This window comes from Rhodanobacter lycopersici (assembly GCF_040812335.1).
GTDB lineage: Bacteria > Pseudomonadota > Gammaproteobacteria > Xanthomonadales > Rhodanobacteraceae > Rhodanobacter_A > Rhodanobacter_A lycopersici.
In genome coordinates, this window is the sequence record NZ_JBFOHK010000003.1 from 441,724 (window position 1) to 461,158 (window position 19,435).

Genomic DNA, 19,435 nt, shown 5'->3' on the forward strand with positions numbered 1-19,435 from the left:
AGTGTGCGAAGAAAGCGGCTTCCCGGCCCGGCCATGAATGACCGGCCGTGGGCCGGGCGCGCAAGTGCCTGGACAGCATCGGCTCGCCGGCACCGATGACCGGCATCGCACTTCACTGCGCCCGGGCATCGACACTCCTGCCGCTGGATGCCATCGATTTGCGGCTACGGCTTGGCGGCCGCATTGCCCATCGCCATGATCAGCATGCGCCATTGGCACAACAGGCGCTGCGGGGCTGGCTCGTCTCCTTGACGGGTGTGGTTGCTGCTACCGGCTCAGTGACCGCAACTGCCGTCGAGAGTGCGATGGCACGGGCGGCGCCCTTGCGCTCGCTGTAGCGGTCCACCAGGTAGTTGCTGCGATCGCGTACCAGCAGGGTGAACTTGAACAGCTCTTCCATCACGTCGACTACGCGGTCGTAGAACGGCGAGGGCTTCATGCGGCCGTCCTCGTCGAACTCCTGCCAGGCCTTCGCGACAGACGACTGGTTCGGAATGGTCACCATGCGCATCCAGCGCCCCAGCACGCGCAGCGCGTTCACCACGTTGAACGACTGCGAGCCGCCGCAGACCTGCATCACCGCCAGCGTGCGTCCCTGCGTCGGGCGCACGCTGCCGTCTTCGAGCGGCAGCCAGTCGATCTGGTTCTTGAACACGCCGGTGAGGGTGCCGTGCCGCTCCGGACTGACCCAGACCTGGCCCTCGGACCACAGCGACAGGGCCCGCAGCTCCTGCACTTTGGGGTGGCTGGCCGGCACGCTGTCCAGGATCGGCAGGTCGTGCGGATCGAACACGCGGGTCTCGGCACCGAACCGGCGCAGGATGCGTTCCGCCTCCAGGGCGAGCTTGCGGCTGAACGATTGCGGCCGCAGCGAACCGTACAGGATAAGGATGCGCGGCGGATGGCCGGCACCCGCCGGCAGCGCCAGTTTCGCGAGGCTGGGGGTGTCGAGCAGGGCGGCATCGACGTGCGGGAGTTCTTCGATCACGGGCAGGTCCGGTATTGCATTGATGCAATGATTCTATGAATATAGAAATATCGAAGCAAGGTGGCCACGTGGAAACGATCACCGTGTGCGCTGCCCGTGCTTCCCCTTCCCGATACGCGCATCTGCACAAGAGCCGTCATGAACCCCTGTCGCGTCCTGTTCATCTGCACGGGCAACTCCGCCCGCAGCATCCTGTCCGAAGCCACGCTCAACCACCTGGGCAAGGGCCGTTTCGAGGCGTTCAGTGCCGGCAGCCAACCCACGGGCAAGGTCAACCCCTATGCGCTGGAGGAACTCCAGGCCGCGGGTATTTCTGTTGATGGCCTGGGCAGCAAGTCGTGGGATCGCTTCACGGAAGCCGGCGCCCCGCCGCTCGATATCGTCATCACCGTGTGCGACAACGCAGCCAACGAGGCCTGCCCGGTGCTCTTCGGCGATTTCGTCAAGAGCCACTGGGGCCTACCCGATCCGGCCGCCGCCCATGGCCATGGCGCCCTGCTGGAAGCATTCCGTCGCGCGCACACGCTCATCCTCTACCGGATCGCCGCCCTGGTCGACCTGCCGGTGGAGACGATGGATCGCGGGGCCCTGAAGCAGGCGCTGGATCGCATCGGCGCCCTCGCCGACGAAGACGAGGACGCGGCATGAGCGGGACGTCGCTGCCGGCAGCCGAGGCCGCTGCCATCTCGCCCGTTGCGAAGAGCCCCATCGGTTTCATCGAGCGCTACCTGACCGTCTGGGTGCTGCTGTGCATCGTCGCCGGCACGCTGCTGGGACACCTGCTGCCCGGCTCGTTCGCGAAGCTGGGCAACATGCAGCTGGCGCAGGTCAACCTGCCCGTCGCCGTGCTTATCTGGCTGATGATCATTCCCATGCTGCTGAAGATCGACTTCGCCGCGCTGGGCGGCGTGCGCCGCCAGTGGAAGGGCATCGGCGTCACGCTCTTCATCAACTGGGCCGTGAAGCCCTTCTCGATGGCGCTGCTGGGCTGGATCTTCATCCGCCACGTATTTGCGCCGTGGCTGCCCGCCGACCAGCTGGACTCCTATGTCGCGGGCCTGATCCTGCTGGCGGCCGCGCCCTGCACCGCAATGGTGTTCGTGTGGAGCAACCTGTGCAACGGCGAGCCCAACTTCACGCTGAGCCAGGTGGCCTTGAACGACGCGATCATGGTGGTGGCCTTCGCGCCCATCGTCGGCCTGCTGCTCGGCATCTCGGCGATCACCGTGCCGTGGAACACCCTGATCCTCTCGGTCGTGCTCTACATCGTCGTACCGGTGCTGATCAGTGCGATGCTGCGCCGCGTGGTGCTCGGGCGGGGCGGCCCGTCGGCGCTGCAGCGACTGCTGGGCCGGCTGTCTCCGGTTTCGCTGGGCGCCTTGCTGCTGACCCTGGTGCTGCTGTTCGGCTTCCAGGGACAGCAGATCCTCGCCCAGCCGCTGGTGATCGCCATGCTGGCAGTACCGATCCTGATCCAGGTCTACGGCAATGCAACGCTGGCTTACGTCCTCAACCGCGCGTTCCGCGTCCCGCACTGCGTGGCGGCACCGTCGGCCCTGATCGGTGCCAGCAACTTCTTCGAGCTGGCAGTCGCCACGGCGGTGGGCCTGTTCGGCGTGCACTCGGGCGCGGCGCTCGCCACCGTGGTGGGCGTGCTGATCGAGGTGCCGGTGATGCTGTCCGTGGTCCGCATCGTCACCACCAGCAAGCGCTGGTACGAAGCCCGGACCGCCTGACCGGAGCGCGCCATGCAAGGTCACTACAACGTCCTGTTCGTGTGCACCGGCAACTCCGCACGCAGCCTCCTTGCCGAAGCCATCACGAACCACCGCGGCGCAGAGCGTTTCAGCGGCTACAGCGCCGGCAGCCATCCCAAGGGTTTCATCTACCCGCAGACATTGGAGGTGCTGCACGCCGTCAACCTGCCGACCGATGGCCTGCGCAGCAAGAGCTGGAGCGAATTCCTGCTACCCGGCGCGCCCATCATGGATTTCGTCATCACCGTGTGCGACCAGGTGGCCGGCGAGGCGTGCCCCGCGTGGCCCGGCGCGCCGATCACCGCGCACTGGAACATCCCCGACCCGGCCAAGGCCACGGGCGAGGCGGTCTACAAGGCGTTCCTGCTGGCGCGCAACCTGTTGCAGCAACGGATCAGCCTGCTGATGAACCTGCGCATCGAGGCGCTCGATCGTTTGGCACTCGGCAGCCGCATCGAAGGGCTGGATGCCGAAGCCCGTTCGCAGCCCGCATGACCCGGCCGGCGGCGCATCCCCGTACACTGCCCGGATCCCGGAAGAACTCCCGCATCGCCATGCAGACCAAGCAAGCCATCACGCTCCTTTCCGCGCTGGCCCAGGAATCCCGCCTGGCCATCTATCGCCTGCTGGTCGAGCACGCGCCGGATGGCCTGGTGGCCAGCGCGATTGCCGAACGTCTGGGCGTCGCGAACACCACGCTTTCCTTCCATCTGAAGGAACTGGTGCACGCTGGCCTGATCAGCAGCCGGCAGGAAGGCCGCTTCATCTACTACGCGGCCTCGATGGCAGCCATGGACGACTTGATCGGCTATCTCACCGAGAACTGCTGCTGCGCGACCGGCAAGACCTGCGCGCCCGCCAAGGGTGCGGCGCAAGTGGCGGGCACACGCAAGCGCGCCGCCAAGCCGGCCTGAAAAGCGCCATCGTGAAGGACAAGGCATCGGGCGGGACGTACTGCCGCGCGGGTTGACGATGTCGCGATGGGCATCGCCCGATCGCGGTCGCCTGCGAGGTGGTCAACTTGATCCGGTTGCGCGTTCGCGCATGACTGGTGCACGCAAGAGATCACCGGGCGTGGCTTTTTTCACAGGCCCCGGGTCTTGCCGGCGCCTGAAATCGGCGACAATCCGGCAGCTTGCGGCAACACAGTCAGCGGTCATGACCCTCCCCCATCTCGATCGTCCGATCTGCGAACCGGTGGAATTGCCGCCGGGCGCGCCGCTGCGGGTCGAGCGCATCCGGCAGGACCGCAACGCGGCGCGCAGCGAGCCGTTCGTGCATTTCCACGACGTGCACGAACTGGTGCTGTTCGGCCGCGTGGCCGGACACTTCGACGCGGAGGATCATCGCTACGCGCTGGCGCCCGGCTGCATCGCCTTCATTCCCTCGATGCGCCAGCACGATTTCGCGCTGGACGCCGGGCCGCGCGACTGGGTGCTGCTGCAGGTCGAAGCAGCGGCCGGCGAGTCCTTGTCGCGACTGCCCGGACTGGAGCGCCTGCGCGAGCCATTCTGCGCCCGGCCAAGCCAAGGCCTCGGGCTGCGCCTGCGACAGCTCGCCGACTGGCTGGTCGAACTCGGTCCGCTCGATCCGCTGGCCCTGCCGATGGTCGAACTGCTGATGCGTGCGGTCGCGCTGGCGCCGGCGGTCAAGGGCCGCAAGCTGGCCGCCAATGCGCGCGCCCTGCAGCGCCTGCGTCCGGCCATCGATCGCTTGCGCCGTCGTCCCGCGGACGCGCCCGGCGCAGAACAGGCCGCGGCGCTGTGTGCAATGTCGGCCGCCTATTTCAGCCGCCGCTTCAAGCAACAGGTCGGCATGAGCTGGAGCGACTACGTACGTACGCACCGCCTGCACCTGGCCAGCCGCCGCCTGCTCGAAACAGAGCAGAGCATCGCCGCCATCGCCGCGGACCTCGGCTTCGCCACGCCCTCGCACTTCGGCGAGCTGTTCCTGCACCGCTTTGGCATGACGCCGGGCGAGTATCGGCGCACCGGGCACGGCTGATCCATGCCCGATGCAGCAGAGGCGATCAATCGCCCAGTCCGGGCCTTGCTGCAATGGAAGACTTCCGCATAATCTTGCGGCTCGGCAAAAGGGAACGGCATGGATCGCAACGACACGATGTCAGGGCTCACGGAGCGGGATGCCGAATCCTGGCGCACGGTGGTCGCTGATCGTGCCTACCTGCCTCCCCCACCGTCACTGCATTGGGGCTGGGTTTTCCTGCTCAGCGTACTCACGCTTGGCATCTTCGCCATTGTCTGGCCCTTCATCCAGGCCAGTTGGGTGCGCAAGATCGATCCGCTGAGCAGTGCGTCGCTGATGCTCTGGCTGTCGCTGGGCGGCATCATCATTTCGTTTTTCCTGATTCCTGCCTGGACACCGGTGGGCGATGCGGCGCCGCTGACCTCTACGGAGCGCCTCGGCAAGCTGCTGCAATTGGCTTCCGGGATGCTCTTCTATGGCGCTTATTTCGCCATGTCGGCCTCGATCCGCCGGCACATGATCATCTACCGTCTCCCGGTCCGCATCGGCGGCATCACGCTGTTCTTCTTCAACACGCTGTACCTGCAGGGGCAATTGACCTGGCTGGCATGCTGGCAGCAGACCGGGCGGATGCAGCCCAGGGCGGGCAAGGCCGTGTTCTGGGTATTGCTGGGCATACCCCTCATCGGCATTTTCGGCGCCATCGCATTACCCCTGTATCAGACTTATGTGTTGCGGGCTCATGTGGCCAGCGCCCTGATGCAAGCCGAGCCACTGAAAGAGCAGGTCCTGGACGCGATCGATCGCAATCGCGTCTGGCCAAAAAGCAATACTCAAGCCGGTCTGAAAGAAGCCGGGGCGTATGCCAGTGGCGATCTGACTGGCTTCGCCGTGCTGGCCATCGACGAAGGTACCGCCCTGGTGACGGTGTTCGGAGAGGGCGCCCCCGAAGCTTTGCGCGGCAAGAAGCTGGCACTGGTCGCCGAAGGGCGGGATGGCGCCATCGTCTGGACGTGCCAGAGTCCGGACATCGTTCCGTACTATCTGCCAGAGCAATGCCAATAGCCATCCACCCGAGGCACGCACGGGCAGTCATCAAATATCGGCTGATGCGTGGCCCCCACCGATCGGCCTCAAGGGCTTCTGGAGCTACACCAAGAACTGGCTCTATCCCTAGTCAGTAATCCGGCCTTATTGCCCGCGAGCAAGCCGAAGTCCGCGGTCTGCCCCGCGCGATTGCGCCCTATCAGCACCACGCTGGCAGGGCGTCAGGCGGGACAGTCGATCCAGCCAGCGATTCAGTTCGCGGGTACGCATCGGTGGCTCCTGCGCCCGAACCCTTCGGGCTTGCCACCACCATCCACTCAGCCACGCTCACCGCCTGAGACGTCACTACTCAATGCGAACAGCGCCAAAGAAAAAGGACCTGCATCGCTGCAAGCCCTTGATACAACTGGCGCCGATGTTGGACTCGAACCAACATGTGGGTTTCCCCAAAAGCAGCTAGCTCGCGATCAGCAAGGACGGGGGCTGCGGCAAATTTGGGCGCGACAGTTGCTAGCGGACAGCCCTCATAAGGCGCTAGTTTCTTACCGCTCAACACCCAAAAGATGCTAGTTTCGCGATCGGATATTTAATCATTTTAGATCAATTAGTTAGATGGCGCGCCGGCGGCCAAGGTCATGGCCTGCACGACCATCCGCGGCCGGCACGGCGGCCGCTATCGCCGGCGACCCGTCAAGGGTGCACTCCATCGCCACGACCGGGCACCTTCCGGCTGGACGGTATCGCGAGCACTGACCCAGCCCAATGCACACAGGACAGGGGTAGCATGTCGCCAGGCCAAGGACTCAAGGACGCGCGCGTGGCGCAACTCATTCCTCAGACGTGGTACCACGGCACCTTCACACTGCCCCAGGAGGGGCAGCAGTGGCATCCCTTCACGCACCTAGGCACACGCGAAGCCGCCATCGAGGTGCTTACCGACAGGTATTGTCTCGACGGCGCGACCGGCCAGCCCCATCTCGCCTCGTTCACGGTGCCGAAGGACCTGAATCTCCTTGATGTGGCCGATTTCGATTCACCCGACCCTGCAGTCTGGATTAGACGCTTGCGATCAGACAAACGCTTCTTCTCGTCATGGGACCGCGCGATCCCACTATACCGCCAGCTCAAGGGGAACCCCAAGGACAGGCCAGCTCGACTCGCCGTGTTCGGGACCTGGCTGAAGGGCTTTGGCTACGACGGTTTCCAGTACATCAACACTCACGAAGGCGATGGTGCCCTATCCATGGCTCTGGCGGATCTGACCCGGTTGCGTCCGTTGGCAACAGAGGTCGTTGATCTTTCCGAACTGCGGCGGTGCTATGAGGGCATCAGGCACAAGCCAAAGTACAGGACATGGGGCTGCGCGGGCTTTCCTCCTCGCTAGGGCCCGGCCAAGCGACCCGCGGTGCAACTTCGTCTTCCGAGCGCAGTGCTTGTTTTCCTTGGAACTTTGCCAGGCCCTTCGGAGCATTCTCGGTCTCTGCCGTGACCGAGCAAGCGGGAATCGCCTGCACCGATAAAGTTGTTCATTAGAACCAATCTGTCACGATCAGCACACCCACATCCTGATCTGCCAGATGCCCCTGGCCAGGGTGGCCAGGAGTGAATGGTCAGCGTCTGAGTTGAGGCGCGCGTACCGTCGAACGAGAGGCTCGCCTCGATGCATCATTCCTTTACGGTTGGAATAGAAGATGACGTAGTTGGTTGAAGCCGGGTAACCGACTGCGGACTGAGCACGATCTTCCATACACCCACCAACAGTCCAAGGACATCGACAAATAGCGCACCGCCTGCAGAAATAACGACTTCCTTCGGAAAATCCGCATTTTTAAAGAGAATATACGTCGAGACGATCATTACAGCCCCCATGAGAACGATCGAGGCAAACCCCATTGAAAGCCGAAGTACAAACCAAAGATGGTCATGGCGCTTTTGTTGATCGAATGTTTCGCGTTCTTGCCTTAGTTGCTCTGCTGCGCGCTCTACCATGACAGGCGTGATGGATACATTCTTAGTCATCACGCCCCTCCAATTTTGACATATGACTTTCGATATCAGAAATTATCTTTCTTAGACGCTCCTTCTCCGGCAATTCTTTTCGCATATACATGAATGAACCGATCATCGTAAATATGGCACCAAGGAGGGTATAAATAAGCCACCCAAACTCCGAAAATTTGACGCTTGCAAAGGTGTGCAACAAGAAGATGGCCAAGCCAGCCATCGAGAACATCGATGCAACACCAGTCAGTAAAAAGAGTTGTCTAGCCTTGTGCCTCTTAAGCTCCTCGTATTGAAGTTTTCTTGCGAGAAGCAATTGACTCTCGATTTCAATTTCACGCTGACGTTTAATTAGCCGAGATTCTGGGGCGCCTTTAGGTTCATCTACGCTTAAGGATGTCGCCAACATTGAAGCCTTCGCATCAATCTCGGCCTCGGATCTTGACATGGTAAGATCCAAGCATTGAAAATCACTGAGAAAGAACGGAGTTTTTGATTCAGTATCCAATAGTACCGGGATGATTCTGGTCTGACGCCCCGAGTAACGGTTACTAACCGCGATACTGAGCTCCATATTGAACCATTCACTTTGAAGCGCATCTTTTGACACAAAGAAAATAACTGCATCGGCACGGCTTATCCTCTCCTCTATTGAGGAAGCAATTGACGCCCCGACAGGAATACTTTGCGCATCAAAGAATACTTGGAGACCTTGCTTCTGCAATCGCTCCGAAAACTTCTCTACGATCTCTTTATCTTTGCTTGAATAACTGAGAAAAATTCGCATTGACTCCCCTCAAAAGGCATAATCTTCGAGTTAAGCATCGGGGCAGCTCACTAAGCTCGAACGCCTGGCTAGACATGCACTGGCGAAAATGTAACCACGTCATAGCAAATCTCTGACGTCGACGTCTCGCTTGAGTTTCATACCCCCTGAGATTTGCGTCCGGCTAAATTAATGGCTAGGGGTCACTTCCCAGCTTAGTGAGCACCTCACGATCAGATTCTGAAAGTGAACTGAAAGCAGATGGGCACAGTGCATCCGCGGCCTTGAAAGCGACAGCACAGTAGTCTGGTGCTTCACCATGGCCTAGTGACGCAGCTGAGTCGGCCAAAGACAATGTTGGACCATAGTGAATAGCCTTTGCAAGGTCAATGACGGATGCCATTTGATCCGAATTACTTTGTACCATACATGCTTTTATACCAAGACTTTCGATGGCTAGCAGTTTTGGCGATGGGTGCGGGCACCGCAAGTCAGCGTATGCAAAATCGTTTAGTGCGCTTGCATGGGCGCTAGACACTTGCGGATTGAGTCCTCGACTGTACGCGAATACCCCAATAATGCCCACCAAACCGATAGCTGCCGCCCCGACCTTAAACATAGGGCCATCTATTGCTTCGGTGATTCCAATTACTACGCCAAGACACACATAGACGGCAGCCATGGCCAACGCGAGCGCAATGATTGGCTGACCGTGAATAAGCGATACGATCGCAAGACCGAGACCCGCTGCCAAGAGCACGCCAGCGCAGATAAATCGAAATGTCATTAGTAACCTCCAATTACTAAAGTGACGGACCCGTCAGTCCGATTATTCATGTTCAATTACGCCATACGATTCTGGAGCGACACCCTGCCTGCAGCCTCCACTAAAACGCCCTCACGGATCGCTTGTTCGTGTAAAACTCGTCAGCGCTAACTACCGAGCACCGCGGCGAGGCCGCCCTCGCCAAGCTTGCTTGATCAGTTCCTTAGTAGCTGCGCCCCGAAGTTCACCCCGTGGCTCTAACTATTGCACATGCGCATATTTACCCTCATCTAAAGAACACTCAGATGCGCTTGCCCAACTCGACCTACGGGCCTCCGATGGCAACGAAAGGGCGTTTTCTCGTGTAATAATCTCCGCTATCCACGTCATGCACATAACGAATATGGTCGCGAACTCGTTCAAAATCCAGCATCACGTCTGCGGGCCCAGGAACATGACACGCATAGTTCCGGAACGCCGCTAGAACAAAATCGGGCAATGTAATAACCCGCGTATTTGACTTCTCGACTTTTTTCACTTCCGGCAAATTTTTTGGCCGGTGGGAGTCATGCGCCTCGGCTTCTGCATATTCATATTGCACTAGCTCTGCTAGCGCCGGGAGCTTCACTTTGTCATTCCTTTCCATAAGGAATTCCATCTCAACGTCGTCTGCCGTCAAGAACTCTTGCCGTACGATTTCTCGAAAAAGACGCAGATATATCTCTTTGTACTGACTCGATGAGTCCAGCCTTGCAAAGTGAATCCCTGCGCTCCAAGCCAGACAGTCGGTCATCATGTCGAGTGTCTGGGTACGCAAATCAAAGTGCGCGTCTGTGTAGTGGACGCCGACATCCTGAAGTAGATCGAGGTTACCTTTAGCCCCGGGCGTCGTGAGGTAGTCACCTAGTAATAGTTCGATCGCCTTGTCTACCTCTTCATAGTCCGTGATGCGCACTACGCAGACAGCCAAAAAGCGGGACCCACCAACCTCGAATTCCGTTTCGTCTCCAATAAGGTAGCGCTTTCCTATGTCTTGCCCATGGATGCTGGCATACGAGGTTGGCCCAATAAATTTCTGCGCAATCCGCTTCCATTGATCGCGAATCTCGATCGCCTTCCTGCGTTCAATGAACGTCACATACTTGACCAATCCACTCAATCTTAGGTACGTACTTCTTGGGTCCTCGTTCCGCTCAGCCGCATGCGCGTCGAGCCCAAGCTTCTCGCACCAATGAAGTTCCAGTCGAAGATTCCTCTTTGTCTTGCGTGGCACATGAGGATAATCATGCTCGGACACGCTGAGACCTGTAACAAAATGCGATTGCCCGCGCTTAGACTTCTTGAACTTGTGCTCAGATAACTTAAAGCCGTGCCGGATTAGAATGTCGCAGATGTCCTCGCGAGTTGGAAGGTTGCTGTTTCCAGAAAATGTGATGTCATCGGCGTAACGCGTGTACTTGGCACCATGAGCATCCGCCAGCGCTTGTAGCTCTGCATCCAAGCCCAAGCAGATAAGGTTGGAGATGACTGGGCTCTCGGGAAGGCCTAAGGGCAGCGCGTCCTCTATCGTCACGAATTTGGCCAGAAGTCTAGCTGGCTCCGCGCGCATACCCATTGAGCCTAGCGCTTGCTCGATTCGTTCCTTCGTGATGGTCGGGAAGAAATCTTGAATGTCGGCGCGGATGATCACCCTGGCGCCGCAGTGAGGCAACGCATTGCTCCTCGTTGACCCACCACGAACGTAGCCATGAGCTGCCGGGTGTGGATAGCCGATGCCTTGCCTTCTCGCAAAGTCATCAATGCGTCGTGCTGTCGCCTTATGGGAGCGGGCGACAGCTTCAAGGCGCGTCTCCCACACGACGCGGAATGGCGTGCTACTACGGCGATTTCGCTTGGGAATTTGGTGCTTGCAATAGAGCTTTTCTGGGTCATTGTTGGCTACGACGACCTCAAGTACAGCTCTAGGTAGCCCGAGGGCGCGCGCCAGTTGATTGGCAGTTTGGACATCTGCCAATCGGTACAAGGTTCTGGAAACCGGTTGTGCTGTGGCCATGTCGGGAGGGAGGGCGGGCTAGTTCAGAAGCAAGTGGTCACTTAATAGCGGACGCGGAATCACGCCCCAAAACCATGAACAGACTCCGCCCTCCCTGACCTATAGTAAATAAGGCTTATCGGCCCTTGGCAAGACTTTCGATAGCGCCGACGACGTTCCCTGGAGCCCAAACGGGGCCAAGCCCGGCCCCTAGCCGCGTTGAGCCAGGCGCCCTTGGGCAGCAACAACTCAGGTGTCGCTATCCCAGGCTACTTCTTTGCAACTTTCTTGGCCGGAGCCTTCTTCGGCGCCTTCTTGACCGGCGCAGCCTTCGCAGGTGTGCTGGCGATCATCAGGCTCTCCGCTGTCACACCCCTCTTCTTCAACGCCTCGTTGAACCAGAGGGGTCGTTTGCCACGCCCTGACCACGTCTGAGATGCGTTGTCGGGATTGCGGTATTTGGGGGCTACGGCGGCTTTCGGTCCCTTCGCAGACTTACCTCCACGTGTCGGATATACATCCCCAATGGCCAGTCCGGCGCCAGCAAGGATGCTATCAATCTTGGCCCGCACTTCCTTGACGTGATTTTTCCGCGCGGATTCCATCTGCGCTTCTGCGCTCTTGATGAGCGCCTGGAGTTCAGCCGGGGAGAGCGAATCAATATTTATAGCCATGGTGGTCTTTTGGTTGGATGGGAGGCCCTAGCGTACGAGAAAATGCAGCCCCGGGTGGATTAGTGTGAGCATTTCATGGGATGCACACCTATAGCTCGCTTGAGAGTCATGAGTCGCGTAGCGCGCGTACCTTCTGCAGCCACTGCTCGAACTCTTCGCGGCTAAGATCGGTAAGCACTTCACGATAGCCACACCCGGCCAAGCACTCGACTTCCAATCCTGTTGGGCAGTCTCGCGACCGAAACTGCCTTCCTCCACACTGTGGGCAGCTCTCAACAGGGGCGATGGTCCGCCAGTCGGAATAGGACCCAAGGCGATGTGTCATGACATATCTCTTTCGTTGGAGTGGCTATCCGTCCGCATCAAGACTCCTCCACAGAGGAAGCTGTCCTTGATTTTGCCTGATCGCAACGTAAGCGAGGAGCATTTCGCAGCCTGAACGACGGCATCAAGATCCTCTCGCGCAATGTCTATCGGCCGCCTATCTCCCAGGTCTGGGTGTGGCGTCGCGAGCCACCTCATCTGCGTCCAGCCGTGCGTATCTTTCGGCAGCAGGCCAAGGAGTTCTCGCAGCCCTCTCTTCACCAAGAGCCCTTCGAACTGAAACAGTGGGTACACGCGAACACCGTAGATCGGTAGCCACACGCCAAGCAACTCACCTGCCTGCTCGAGCTTCTTGGCATCCTGCTCTTGAAAGCTCCTCAGATACTTCCTCATGTTTCGATCCCACACCCACTCCGGTATCAGTCCTCGCATCTCCTCTTCCACTTGTTCGAGCCGGCGCCATTCGCTCTTCCAATGCGTTAAAAATTCTCGCCGCACCTCTTCGCTTATCGCGCCCCTACCCTTGGTCGCCAGAAGGATGTCCTTCTCACCTACACCTTGGGCAACCAGTAGATCGACCATCTCGCCGACGCCGTTTGCATGCACTGGGCTAGGCCAACGGGACAGGACCGAGAACTCATGGTCCTTCGCCCCTCCGCCGACCTCCTCACCATACCCCACGACCACGGGGCGATGCCCATAGACTTCGACCTCCACCGGTGCGTCAACTCGTGTCGCTGGATCCTCGACAGGCTGCCAAATCCCTGGATGGCGCCCTTGGAGGTTTCGCAACAAGTTGATCCGCCGCGTGATGCTTTTAGTGGACCGTAGGTTCGCCTCGCCATCCGTGATTCCACCAGGCGTCCCGTCTATCGAGTATTGCTTCGCCAGCTTCGTCAGAATCGCTGAAAAGCGACTGACATCCTCTTCGGAGAAGCCTGCAATTTTTCGAGCGTGGTATTGAGACTCGTAGATGCCAGCCTTTCTCGCCGCGCGAAGGAGAGCCACTGAGATCCCGATGGTCTCCGCAGCGTCTCGCACATGTACTGAGGCGTACCTGGAGACCTTCCAACGCCGCAGCCACTCCATGTCGATCAGAAGATTTCTGTTTCTTCGGCGGCTGTCCGCCTCGATTGCCGGGATTTCACCTGACTTCACGCGCTTAGCCAACGTCCTCGGATCCATTCCTATTTCGGCCGCGGCCTCAAGAAGAGTCGCCCACGAAAAGGTAATCGGGCCTTGAGCCTTGCTCCCGCGGACGAGACGCTCACGGGGCAGGTATTTGGCGCCGAACTGGTACACCTGCTCGCGCAGAAAAGCGAACTCGGATGTTGCCGTGGTCTTCTTGACATTGCTCAACATCACCAACGCCCAGTAGAACGCGTTGCGGAACCCGTCGCCGAACAAGTCCGCTTGCACTTCGGCGGCATAACGCTCGTTGAGGTAGCGCTGAAACGCATGGGGCCAATCATCGAGGATGCGTGCTACCGTCTCCAGTTGGTCCACGGTGACGACGCTGTCCCTTAGCCGTCCTTGCACCAGTGGCACTCCGGTCGTAGGTACTTGCTCAACCAGGACGAAGATAAGCCGGCTCAGCCCATAGATAGTCAGATGTACCAGATGGGACATCTGCGCCGGAACACGGCGAACCTTAGGTTGGCTGTAGAGCGCCGCTTCAAATACCTCCGTCAACCGTGCCAATGCATCCGAGCATTGCGGTGCTTCGACTCGCTGAGTCGTTAGGTCCGCACCGCATTGGCACTCGCCCAAGCCGGGTCGGTTCCACTCAAGCACGTGGCCGCAGCAGGAACACGACTCCAGAAGCCTGAGGCGGTGTATTGCGCACCAGTTGACCATCTTGAGGTGCCATGCCGCTTCGTGACGACCTCCCTCGGCGACACACATAGGGCATATCCTGAACACATCCATGCGTAGCTCGGAGGTATGCACCATTTGCCCAAGCAACTGCACGGTACTTCGCGAACCCTGCCTCGAAGGGGCCAGGCACACACGGCGTGCTGCGGCCTTGCTGATCCCCGTCATCGAGCGCAAGAGGTCGGGGGTAACCAACCGATATCCGTTCTTGTTCGAACGCTCAAGTAGTCCAGTCAACATGAACGATGGCCTCGGATATCCGTTGGCATCGCATAGCGTATGCAGGTATCCCGTCACGCACTCGGTAGGCAGAGGCTTAGGCGTCACCACCAGCCTGCACACCCGGTTATCACCGCTAGATTCGCGAGAACTCTGCCCGCCCGATGGCCGATGAGGAGAGAGGGCCTGCGCCACGACCTTGGACTTTCGTGCACGTGGAATTTTCATAGCGCGCGCTCCAGCTCTTCTCTGACATAGCGCTTTTCCGACTTTTTGTTCGCGTTCTTTGGCCTCTGCTCATCCTCTCCTGACTGCTGGACGCGCACAGTCGCGCTCGTGTCTGCATAGCTGTCATGAGCGGCTAGATGCATCACACTCGTTAGCAGCGCGGCGTTTTGGCACAGACTGATGTCTCCTCGGAAGGGGCCGCCGGGGAGAGGAAAGTCCTGCGCGAACCAGATGGATCGCTCGAAGGCGGCGGCGAGATCCTCCATCCTTATCCTCAGATCCCCCTTGCGGATCGCCGTCTTCACTGCCCTATCCATCAATTTTCCCAAAAGGCCGATACGCCCGCTGGTCGCCAAGTACGTGCGCAGCGCCAACTCATGGTCACCAAGGTCAGGGAGCTCGAACGGCGAAAGCGCCCCGACAAACGACTTGAGGATCGCCTTGAATTGCGCTCGCGACTGATCGTCGTTCCAATCAAACAGCGGCATCACCAGCGTTTGATCGAAACGCGTTATGAGCTGCGGGTTGGCATTGATCACGGATCGGGCTTCTGGGAGCCCAATCGCGACTAACGCCCATTCCTTGCCCTCGACCAGGTTCTTCAGCCAGTCCGCCGTCAGGGCAAGCAGCTTCCGCTGCCCCTTATCGCTGAGATGCTGGAACTCATCGATGATGATCATCCGACAGCCGACGCCTCGTAGCAGCGTCAACAGGCGTTGCGTCATGGCGCTCTCGCTCCCCCTGGCCCAATGGGGATCGCCCAAGGCCTTCAAAAGCTGCTCGAGAATAGCTTTGACGGTTCCCTTGGGCGGAGCAGCGGCATACACGATGGACTGACGAACGCCTTCCGAACTTCGCGTCGGTGCGAAGCGCGCCATGACATCCCGTGCAACGGTGGACTTTCCGGTACGCGTTTCACCCACGATAAGTACGCACGATGGGACCGCAGCCTCGCACGCTATAAGCGGCTCTTCGCTTACGTCCTCCAGAGTCTCGATGACCACATCAAGAATTTGCTCATAGGCGTAGTGGTCGATCCGAATCGACCCCACGAGGTCTTTGTATACGGTCAGATCCTGGCCCCTGGTCATGCCTGCCCTCCCGCGAGCGAATTGATGCGTCGACTGGCAAAGACGGGAACGGCATCCTCCTGAGGCAGGTAGTCGCTTGCCCGAATGGCGTCCTCTTGTGCAGTGGATGCTGCAGGCATAGACGGCGCCATGCCCATACGCCCTTCCGATGATCTGGCAGCTTCTGGCGCTTCGATGAAGCGCGCTTGTCGCTTGCGGGAATCACGCTTTGTAAGTTGCATGTCCTTGCTGATGAGCTCGCGGATCTTTTCCCTGGCAACGAACAGGCTGATGTCTCGCGACTCGTCGTCTTGAATTCGTCGCTTGTAGCGCTTGCATACCTTGTGCTGCCAACGCGTCATGCCCTCTGCGTATTCGCGCTCCAGAGCGGGCACCTTGACTAGTTGCCTCCCGCCAGGCGCGACGACGACGATGCTGCCGATGTCGTCATCCGCCACGCGCACCTCTACGTCGATTTCAGCACCGTGGAACTCACGTATTCGCGCAAGTTCAGGCGAGTTGTAAAACAGGCAGTCGAACTCAATACCCTTGTGGGTAAGGCACCTGGTTTCTTTCCGACTGAACGCGCTATCCGTCTCCAGAGCGGACGCCGGGAGCCACCGATCCACGCCATGAATTTCTTCCTCCCACACCTCTGCCGGTGAGCGGCCCAATGCACGGTGATTCTTTTGGTGATAGATGTCGACGATCCAGATCAGAGTGATCTCGCGAAGAGTTGAGAGCGTGACGACCGCATGCTTGGATGGGTTGTAGTCGCCCTTATCCATGACGCTCGAGAATGTCTTGCCGGGTATCCCATCCAATAGCCTGTTGTTGAAAGTGCGGAAGAATCGCTCCAGCTTGCCCTTGTACCAAGGCTTCTTCCGCGGACAGAACTGAAGCTTGATGCCGAAACGCTCGATCGCATGCTCAAGCGCCGTACCGTGAAGTTCGAGTCCGTTATCTGCCACGAGGGTAGAAAAGATGCCCCAGGCGTCCCACGCGTTGACGACTTGCGGATGGGCGGTAAGCAGCTCCGTCTTGGGCATCAGGGCTTGAGAAACAGCTCGCCCGACGCTGACCGCACTGGGCTCTTCGAAACCGATGTAAAAGCCAAGGACGTACCGGCTTCTCTCATCCAGGATCAGCGTGAGCCACGGTCGGCCCAAGGGCAGCCGACTTTCCTCATCCACCACCATGAGATCGAGGCGGCAATGATCGATGCTTGCGCGGGCCAGTAGCTTCTCTGCAGGCATGCCCAGACCCGCGGCACGAAACTTGATATCCGCGAGGCGCTTCCCATAGCGCGCCACGCATCTGTCATAGACTGGAATCTCGCTGATGCGACGCTTAACGTAATTGAAGCTGGGCCGGGGTAGCTTCTCCGAGGCCAGCCGCCCCAGGTTCTGCTGAGCCACTCTCCCCCTCAGCGTCTCCAGCACTTCCTGAGCGGTTCGCCGCTCGAGCGTCATGTAGACGGTTTCGATCACGTCATCGGCGATCGTCTCCATCAACTCGCCAAGCCGGCTTTCTCGATTTCCCTTGTCCGTGTGCCGATCGATGAGGGCTCTGATGTCTTCGCCTGCTTTACGGTAATCGCGTATCCATCGGGCAACAGTGGTGAAGTGCGGCGGCCGCACCATAGGCCAGTCGGGTAACTTCACCGCTTGCTGCCAACTTTCCTCAATAAGCGGGCTCATCGCCGTTTCGGAAGAAGGAACTGCGGCCAGCTTTCTTACGAAGAAGAGCTTGGCCACCGCCCTCTTCCAGAGCGCATCGGGATAGCTTTGGCGGTATGCATCCTCAACGGCACTCGCCAGTGCCACGGACTTCGCCGACGGACGTGGAGCGATATCGGCGCCTTCATAGAATCGCAGTTCACCGCAACTCCATCGATGCAGGAGGCTTGCCTGGTCTTCTTCGCGGAAAGACCCTGTTCCGAGATCCTCCACGACCCAGGCACCGTCACCCACAGGGCGATACAAACGGAACGAAGTCTCACCACAAACGAATCGCTGACCTACTTGGAAGCTGCCGGTAGCCATAGCCGGTTCTCCTGATTGAGATCTTTGGCCCGATAAACCAGTGTCGAGGAAGTGATCTGTCTCGACATGTCGACATGCAGGTGGCCGTCGATGATCAGCCTGGCTACGCCAGCAGCTTCGACACTTCCGCTCACCGACCAGGAGAACTCGGACAGTGGTATGGCTCCGCGGCGCCGGATGGCATCGCAGGTTTGGATGACCCAGAGTTCTGAAGGAACAGCCCGGCCGCGCATAAGCAACATCTCCGCGTTGGCCAGTGCACAGCCCGCACGAATCGCTCCTTGGGTGACGAGCCGGTAGTTGATGCGGAAGGGGCGCAAGAGCTCCTGCAGCAACTGGGTCCTATTTCGAATCTCGCGATTCAGGTCGCGGGCGAATTTGACCTCGACAAACTCCACGTCATCGCCTGTTCTGACAACGAAGTCAGGGATATGCCATTTCACGTTGCCGTCGTGCCAGTAACGCAACTCGGCGGCCTGCTCTGCGAATGCTGTAACGCCTGGGCAAGCGTCGAGAATGGACGCAAGGTCAGCCTCCAGTACAGATTCGCATTGCACGATGCGGCCTAGGGTGACAGACGGCACCTTGGTCACAGGGCGCGGCGCGCCCCGATAAACCAAGTGGTGAACGCGTACTTCGCCGGGAGCCGGAAGCCTGATTGAGATGCCCGCCGCTGAGTCGGTACCGTCAACTGGTATGCGTGACAGCGCCGCGACGAGCGACGTCCACCCGGCACTCTCAGGAAATGCCCTGGAATAGGTTTTCATGGATTGGTCCGTTCAATTCGGCGTGTGCCAGACGCACACGCCGTAGGAGGGACCGGGCAACACCTGCCCGTCGAGCCCGGTCTGGCTCGTTGAAAAAGCCGGACGGACTCGTTGACAGAAGACGCAGGTGGGGCGCACCATTACGACAAAGCGGACGAAGCTCTATCGCTTTTAGGCCCAGCGCTCCTGGCAGAGCGCTGGGCTTTGTGCTTTCTGGACCCGGCATCAGCAAGAAACTCAGAAGCCGTGTTTAGGTCATAGGGGCGCTCCTCTTCCGTAGGGCAGTCGACTGAGCCGCTTCAATTCTCTTGGGGCGGCGTCCAGGCGCCGTGGGCTCGGATGCTGCGCTCGGCGAGCGCAAGCTATCCAAGTAGCGGGCCACATCGTGGGGCGTTGTCCACCAACCACGCCGGTGGGGGATGCGCATCATCGGTAAGGCAAGAGCGCCTCGCGACCGGGCTTTGATCAGCGCTTCGGCGGAGGGATAGCCGAGAACCTTGGCGGCCGTCGCCGAGTCGAGGAGTCCTCCGTACCGCTGGAAGAGGCTCGACTCGATGTGCTGTGCAGTTTCGAGCAAGACGGGGGTATCCGGCGCAAGACTGACCCGGACAGTAGCGGACCGCAAGAAGTCCGTCAACACGTTGATTTTACTGCATTTTCGTTAGAGTAAAAGGACCGCCTTTACCCCAACGATAGTCGACATGATGAGTGTCGCGATCGCGCGATGCGCCCTCAGCCACTGCAGTGCCTCGGTTTGAGCATCTGCTGAACTTCGATTGCTAGATGCCCCCAGGGGAACCCGCGCAGCGCGTAGTGCTTTGGCGTCTACAAGTGCGTGGTGGCAGCTTCGTGCATCCTGGGGATGCCCCCTCTCCCAACATTCCACGACC

At 59.4% G+C, this 19,435-nt stretch carries 16 protein-coding genes and 1 pseudogene; 7 read left to right on the forward strand and 10 right to left on the reverse strand.

Features of this window, described 5'->3' with window-relative positions; genetic code table 11:
- Positions 1–199 precede the first annotated feature (199 nt).
- The gene (gene arsH / locus ABQJ54_RS13275) at positions 200–988 is read right to left on the reverse strand and encodes an arsenical resistance protein ArsH (protein ID WP_437343356.1); all 789 of its coding nucleotides are present in this window, start codon (positions 986–988) and stop codon (positions 200–202) included.
- A 138-nt stretch (positions 989–1,126) separates the two neighbouring features.
- Between arsH and ABQJ54_RS13280 the strand changes: the two genes are divergently transcribed.
- The 7 genes from ABQJ54_RS13280 to ABQJ54_RS13310 all read left to right on the forward strand — a co-directional run bounded on the left by ABQJ54_RS13280 (position 1,127) and on the right by ABQJ54_RS13310 (position 7,162).
- Entirely contained in the window at positions 1,127–1,636 is a 510-nt protein-coding gene (locus tag ABQJ54_RS13280) for an arsenate reductase ArsC (RefSeq protein WP_367854786.1), read from the forward strand.
- Positions 1,633–2,724: an ACR3 family arsenite efflux transporter gene (arsB, locus tag ABQJ54_RS13285; RefSeq protein WP_367854787.1), complete on the forward strand. Its 1,092-nt coding sequence runs from the start codon at positions 1,633–1,635 to the stop codon at positions 2,722–2,724. Before ABQJ54_RS13280 ends, arsB begins: the two co-directional genes overlap by 4 nt.
- Before the next feature lie 12 nt (positions 2,725–2,736).
- Complete coding sequence (locus tag ABQJ54_RS13290; RefSeq protein ID WP_367854788.1) at positions 2,737–3,240, forward strand: arsenate reductase ArsC; 504 nt, start codon at positions 2,737–2,739, stop codon at positions 3,238–3,240.
- Between the two features lie 59 nt (positions 3,241–3,299).
- The gene (locus ABQJ54_RS13295) at positions 3,300–3,659 is read left to right on the forward strand and encodes an ArsR/SmtB family transcription factor (protein WP_367854911.1); all 360 of its coding nucleotides are present in this window, start codon (positions 3,300–3,302) and stop codon (positions 3,657–3,659) included.
- 244 nt (positions 3,660–3,903) lie between these two features.
- Positions 3,904–4,749, forward strand: a complete 846-nt coding sequence (locus tag ABQJ54_RS13300) for an AraC family transcriptional regulator (protein ID WP_367854789.1) — start codon at positions 3,904–3,906, stop codon at positions 4,747–4,749.
- A 99-nt stretch (positions 4,750–4,848) separates the two neighbouring features.
- Positions 4,849–5,796, forward strand: coding sequence for a pilin (locus ABQJ54_RS13305; protein WP_367854790.1), 948 nt, complete (start codon positions 4,849–4,851; stop codon positions 5,794–5,796).
- Between the two features lie 799 nt (positions 5,797–6,595).
- Complete coding sequence (locus ABQJ54_RS13310) at positions 6,596–7,162, forward strand: hypothetical protein (protein WP_367854791.1); 567 nt, start codon at positions 6,596–6,598, stop codon at positions 7,160–7,162.
- A 281-nt stretch (positions 7,163–7,443) separates the two neighbouring features.
- Here ABQJ54_RS13310 and ABQJ54_RS13315 read toward each other — a convergent pair whose 3' ends face one another.
- From ABQJ54_RS13315 to ABQJ54_RS13355, 9 genes and pseudogenes are all read right to left on the reverse strand, one after another.
- Entirely contained in the window at positions 7,444–7,797 is a 354-nt protein-coding gene (locus ABQJ54_RS13315; protein WP_367854792.1) for a hypothetical protein, read from the reverse strand.
- Positions 7,790–8,566 (reverse strand): toll/interleukin-1 receptor domain-containing protein, encoded by a 777-nt coding sequence (locus ABQJ54_RS13320; protein WP_367854793.1) that lies wholly within the window; start codon positions 8,564–8,566, stop codon positions 7,790–7,792. Before ABQJ54_RS13320 ends, ABQJ54_RS13315 begins: the two co-directional genes overlap by 8 nt.
- A gap of 1,070 nt (positions 8,567–9,636) precedes the next feature.
- Positions 9,637–11,364, reverse strand: coding sequence for a reverse transcriptase family protein (locus ABQJ54_RS13325; RefSeq protein WP_367854794.1), 1,728 nt, complete (start codon positions 11,362–11,364; stop codon positions 9,637–9,639).
- A gap of 248 nt (positions 11,365–11,612) precedes the next feature.
- Entirely contained in the window at positions 11,613–12,017 is a 405-nt protein-coding gene (locus tag ABQJ54_RS13330; protein ID WP_367854795.1) for an H-NS histone family protein, read from the reverse strand.
- 321 nt (positions 12,018–12,338) lie between these two features.
- Positions 12,339–14,033 (reverse strand): hypothetical protein, encoded by a 1,695-nt coding sequence (locus tag ABQJ54_RS13335; protein WP_367854914.1) that lies wholly within the window; start codon positions 14,031–14,033, stop codon positions 12,339–12,341.
- Between the two features lie 141 nt (positions 14,034–14,174).
- Positions 14,175–14,663: pseudogene (locus ABQJ54_RS13340) on the reverse strand (TniQ family protein); the annotation flags it as partial.
- Entirely contained in the window at positions 14,660–15,754 is a 1,095-nt protein-coding gene (locus tag ABQJ54_RS13345; RefSeq protein WP_367854796.1) for a TniB family NTP-binding protein, read from the reverse strand. The gene ABQJ54_RS13345 and the pseudogene ABQJ54_RS13340, both read right to left, overlap by 4 nt.
- Positions 15,751–17,778, reverse strand: coding sequence for a TnsB C-terminal domain-containing protein (locus ABQJ54_RS13350; RefSeq protein ID WP_367854797.1), 2,028 nt, complete (start codon positions 17,776–17,778; stop codon positions 15,751–15,753). Before ABQJ54_RS13350 ends, ABQJ54_RS13345 begins: the two co-directional genes overlap by 4 nt.
- Entirely contained in the window at positions 17,754–18,545 is a 792-nt protein-coding gene (locus ABQJ54_RS13355; RefSeq protein ID WP_367854798.1) for a PDDEXK family nuclease, read from the reverse strand. The genes ABQJ54_RS13350 and ABQJ54_RS13355 overlap by 25 nt, the downstream gene beginning before the upstream one ends.
- Positions 18,546–19,435 lie beyond the last annotated feature (890 nt).

Bases quoted from the DNA above. Each gene is read 5' to 3' on its own strand.
- ABQJ54_RS13280 (WP_367854786.1), top strand. From the start codon at position 1,127: ATGAACCCCTGTCGCGTCCTGTTCATCTGCACGGGCAACTCCGCCCGC.
- arsB (WP_367854787.1), top strand. From the start codon at position 1,633: ATGAGCGGGACGTCGCTGCCGGCAGCCGAGGCCGCTGCCATCTCGCCC.
- ABQJ54_RS13290 (WP_367854788.1), top strand. From the start codon at position 2,737: ATGCAAGGTCACTACAACGTCCTGTTCGTGTGCACCGGCAACTCCGCA.
- ABQJ54_RS13295 (WP_367854911.1), top strand. From the start codon at position 3,300: ATGCAGACCAAGCAAGCCATCACGCTCCTTTCCGCGCTGGCCCAGGAA.
- ABQJ54_RS13300 (WP_367854789.1), top strand. From the start codon at position 3,904: ATGACCCTCCCCCATCTCGATCGTCCGATCTGCGAACCGGTGGAATTG.
- ABQJ54_RS13305 (WP_367854790.1), top strand. From the start codon at position 4,849: ATGGATCGCAACGACACGATGTCAGGGCTCACGGAGCGGGATGCCGAA.
- ABQJ54_RS13315 (WP_367854792.1), bottom strand. From the start codon at position 7,797: ATGACTAAGAATGTATCCATCACGCCTGTCATGGTAGAGCGCGCAGCA.
- ABQJ54_RS13320 (WP_367854793.1), bottom strand. From the start codon at position 8,566: ATGCGAATTTTTCTCAGTTATTCAAGCAAAGATAAAGAGATCGTAGAG.
- ABQJ54_RS13325 (WP_367854794.1), bottom strand. From the start codon at position 11,364: ATGGCCACAGCACAACCGGTTTCCAGAACCTTGTACCGATTGGCAGAT.
- ABQJ54_RS13330 (WP_367854795.1), bottom strand. From the start codon at position 12,017: ATGGCTATAAATATTGATTCGCTCTCCCCGGCTGAACTCCAGGCGCTC.
- ABQJ54_RS13345 (WP_367854796.1), bottom strand. From the start codon at position 15,754: ATGACCAGGGGCCAGGATCTGACCGTATACAAAGACCTCGTGGGGTCG.
- ABQJ54_RS13350 (WP_367854797.1), bottom strand. From the start codon at position 17,778: ATGGCTACCGGCAGCTTCCAAGTAGGTCAGCGATTCGTTTGTGGTGAG.
- ABQJ54_RS13355 (WP_367854798.1), bottom strand. From the start codon at position 18,545: ATGAAAACCTATTCCAGGGCATTTCCTGAGAGTGCCGGGTGGACGTCG.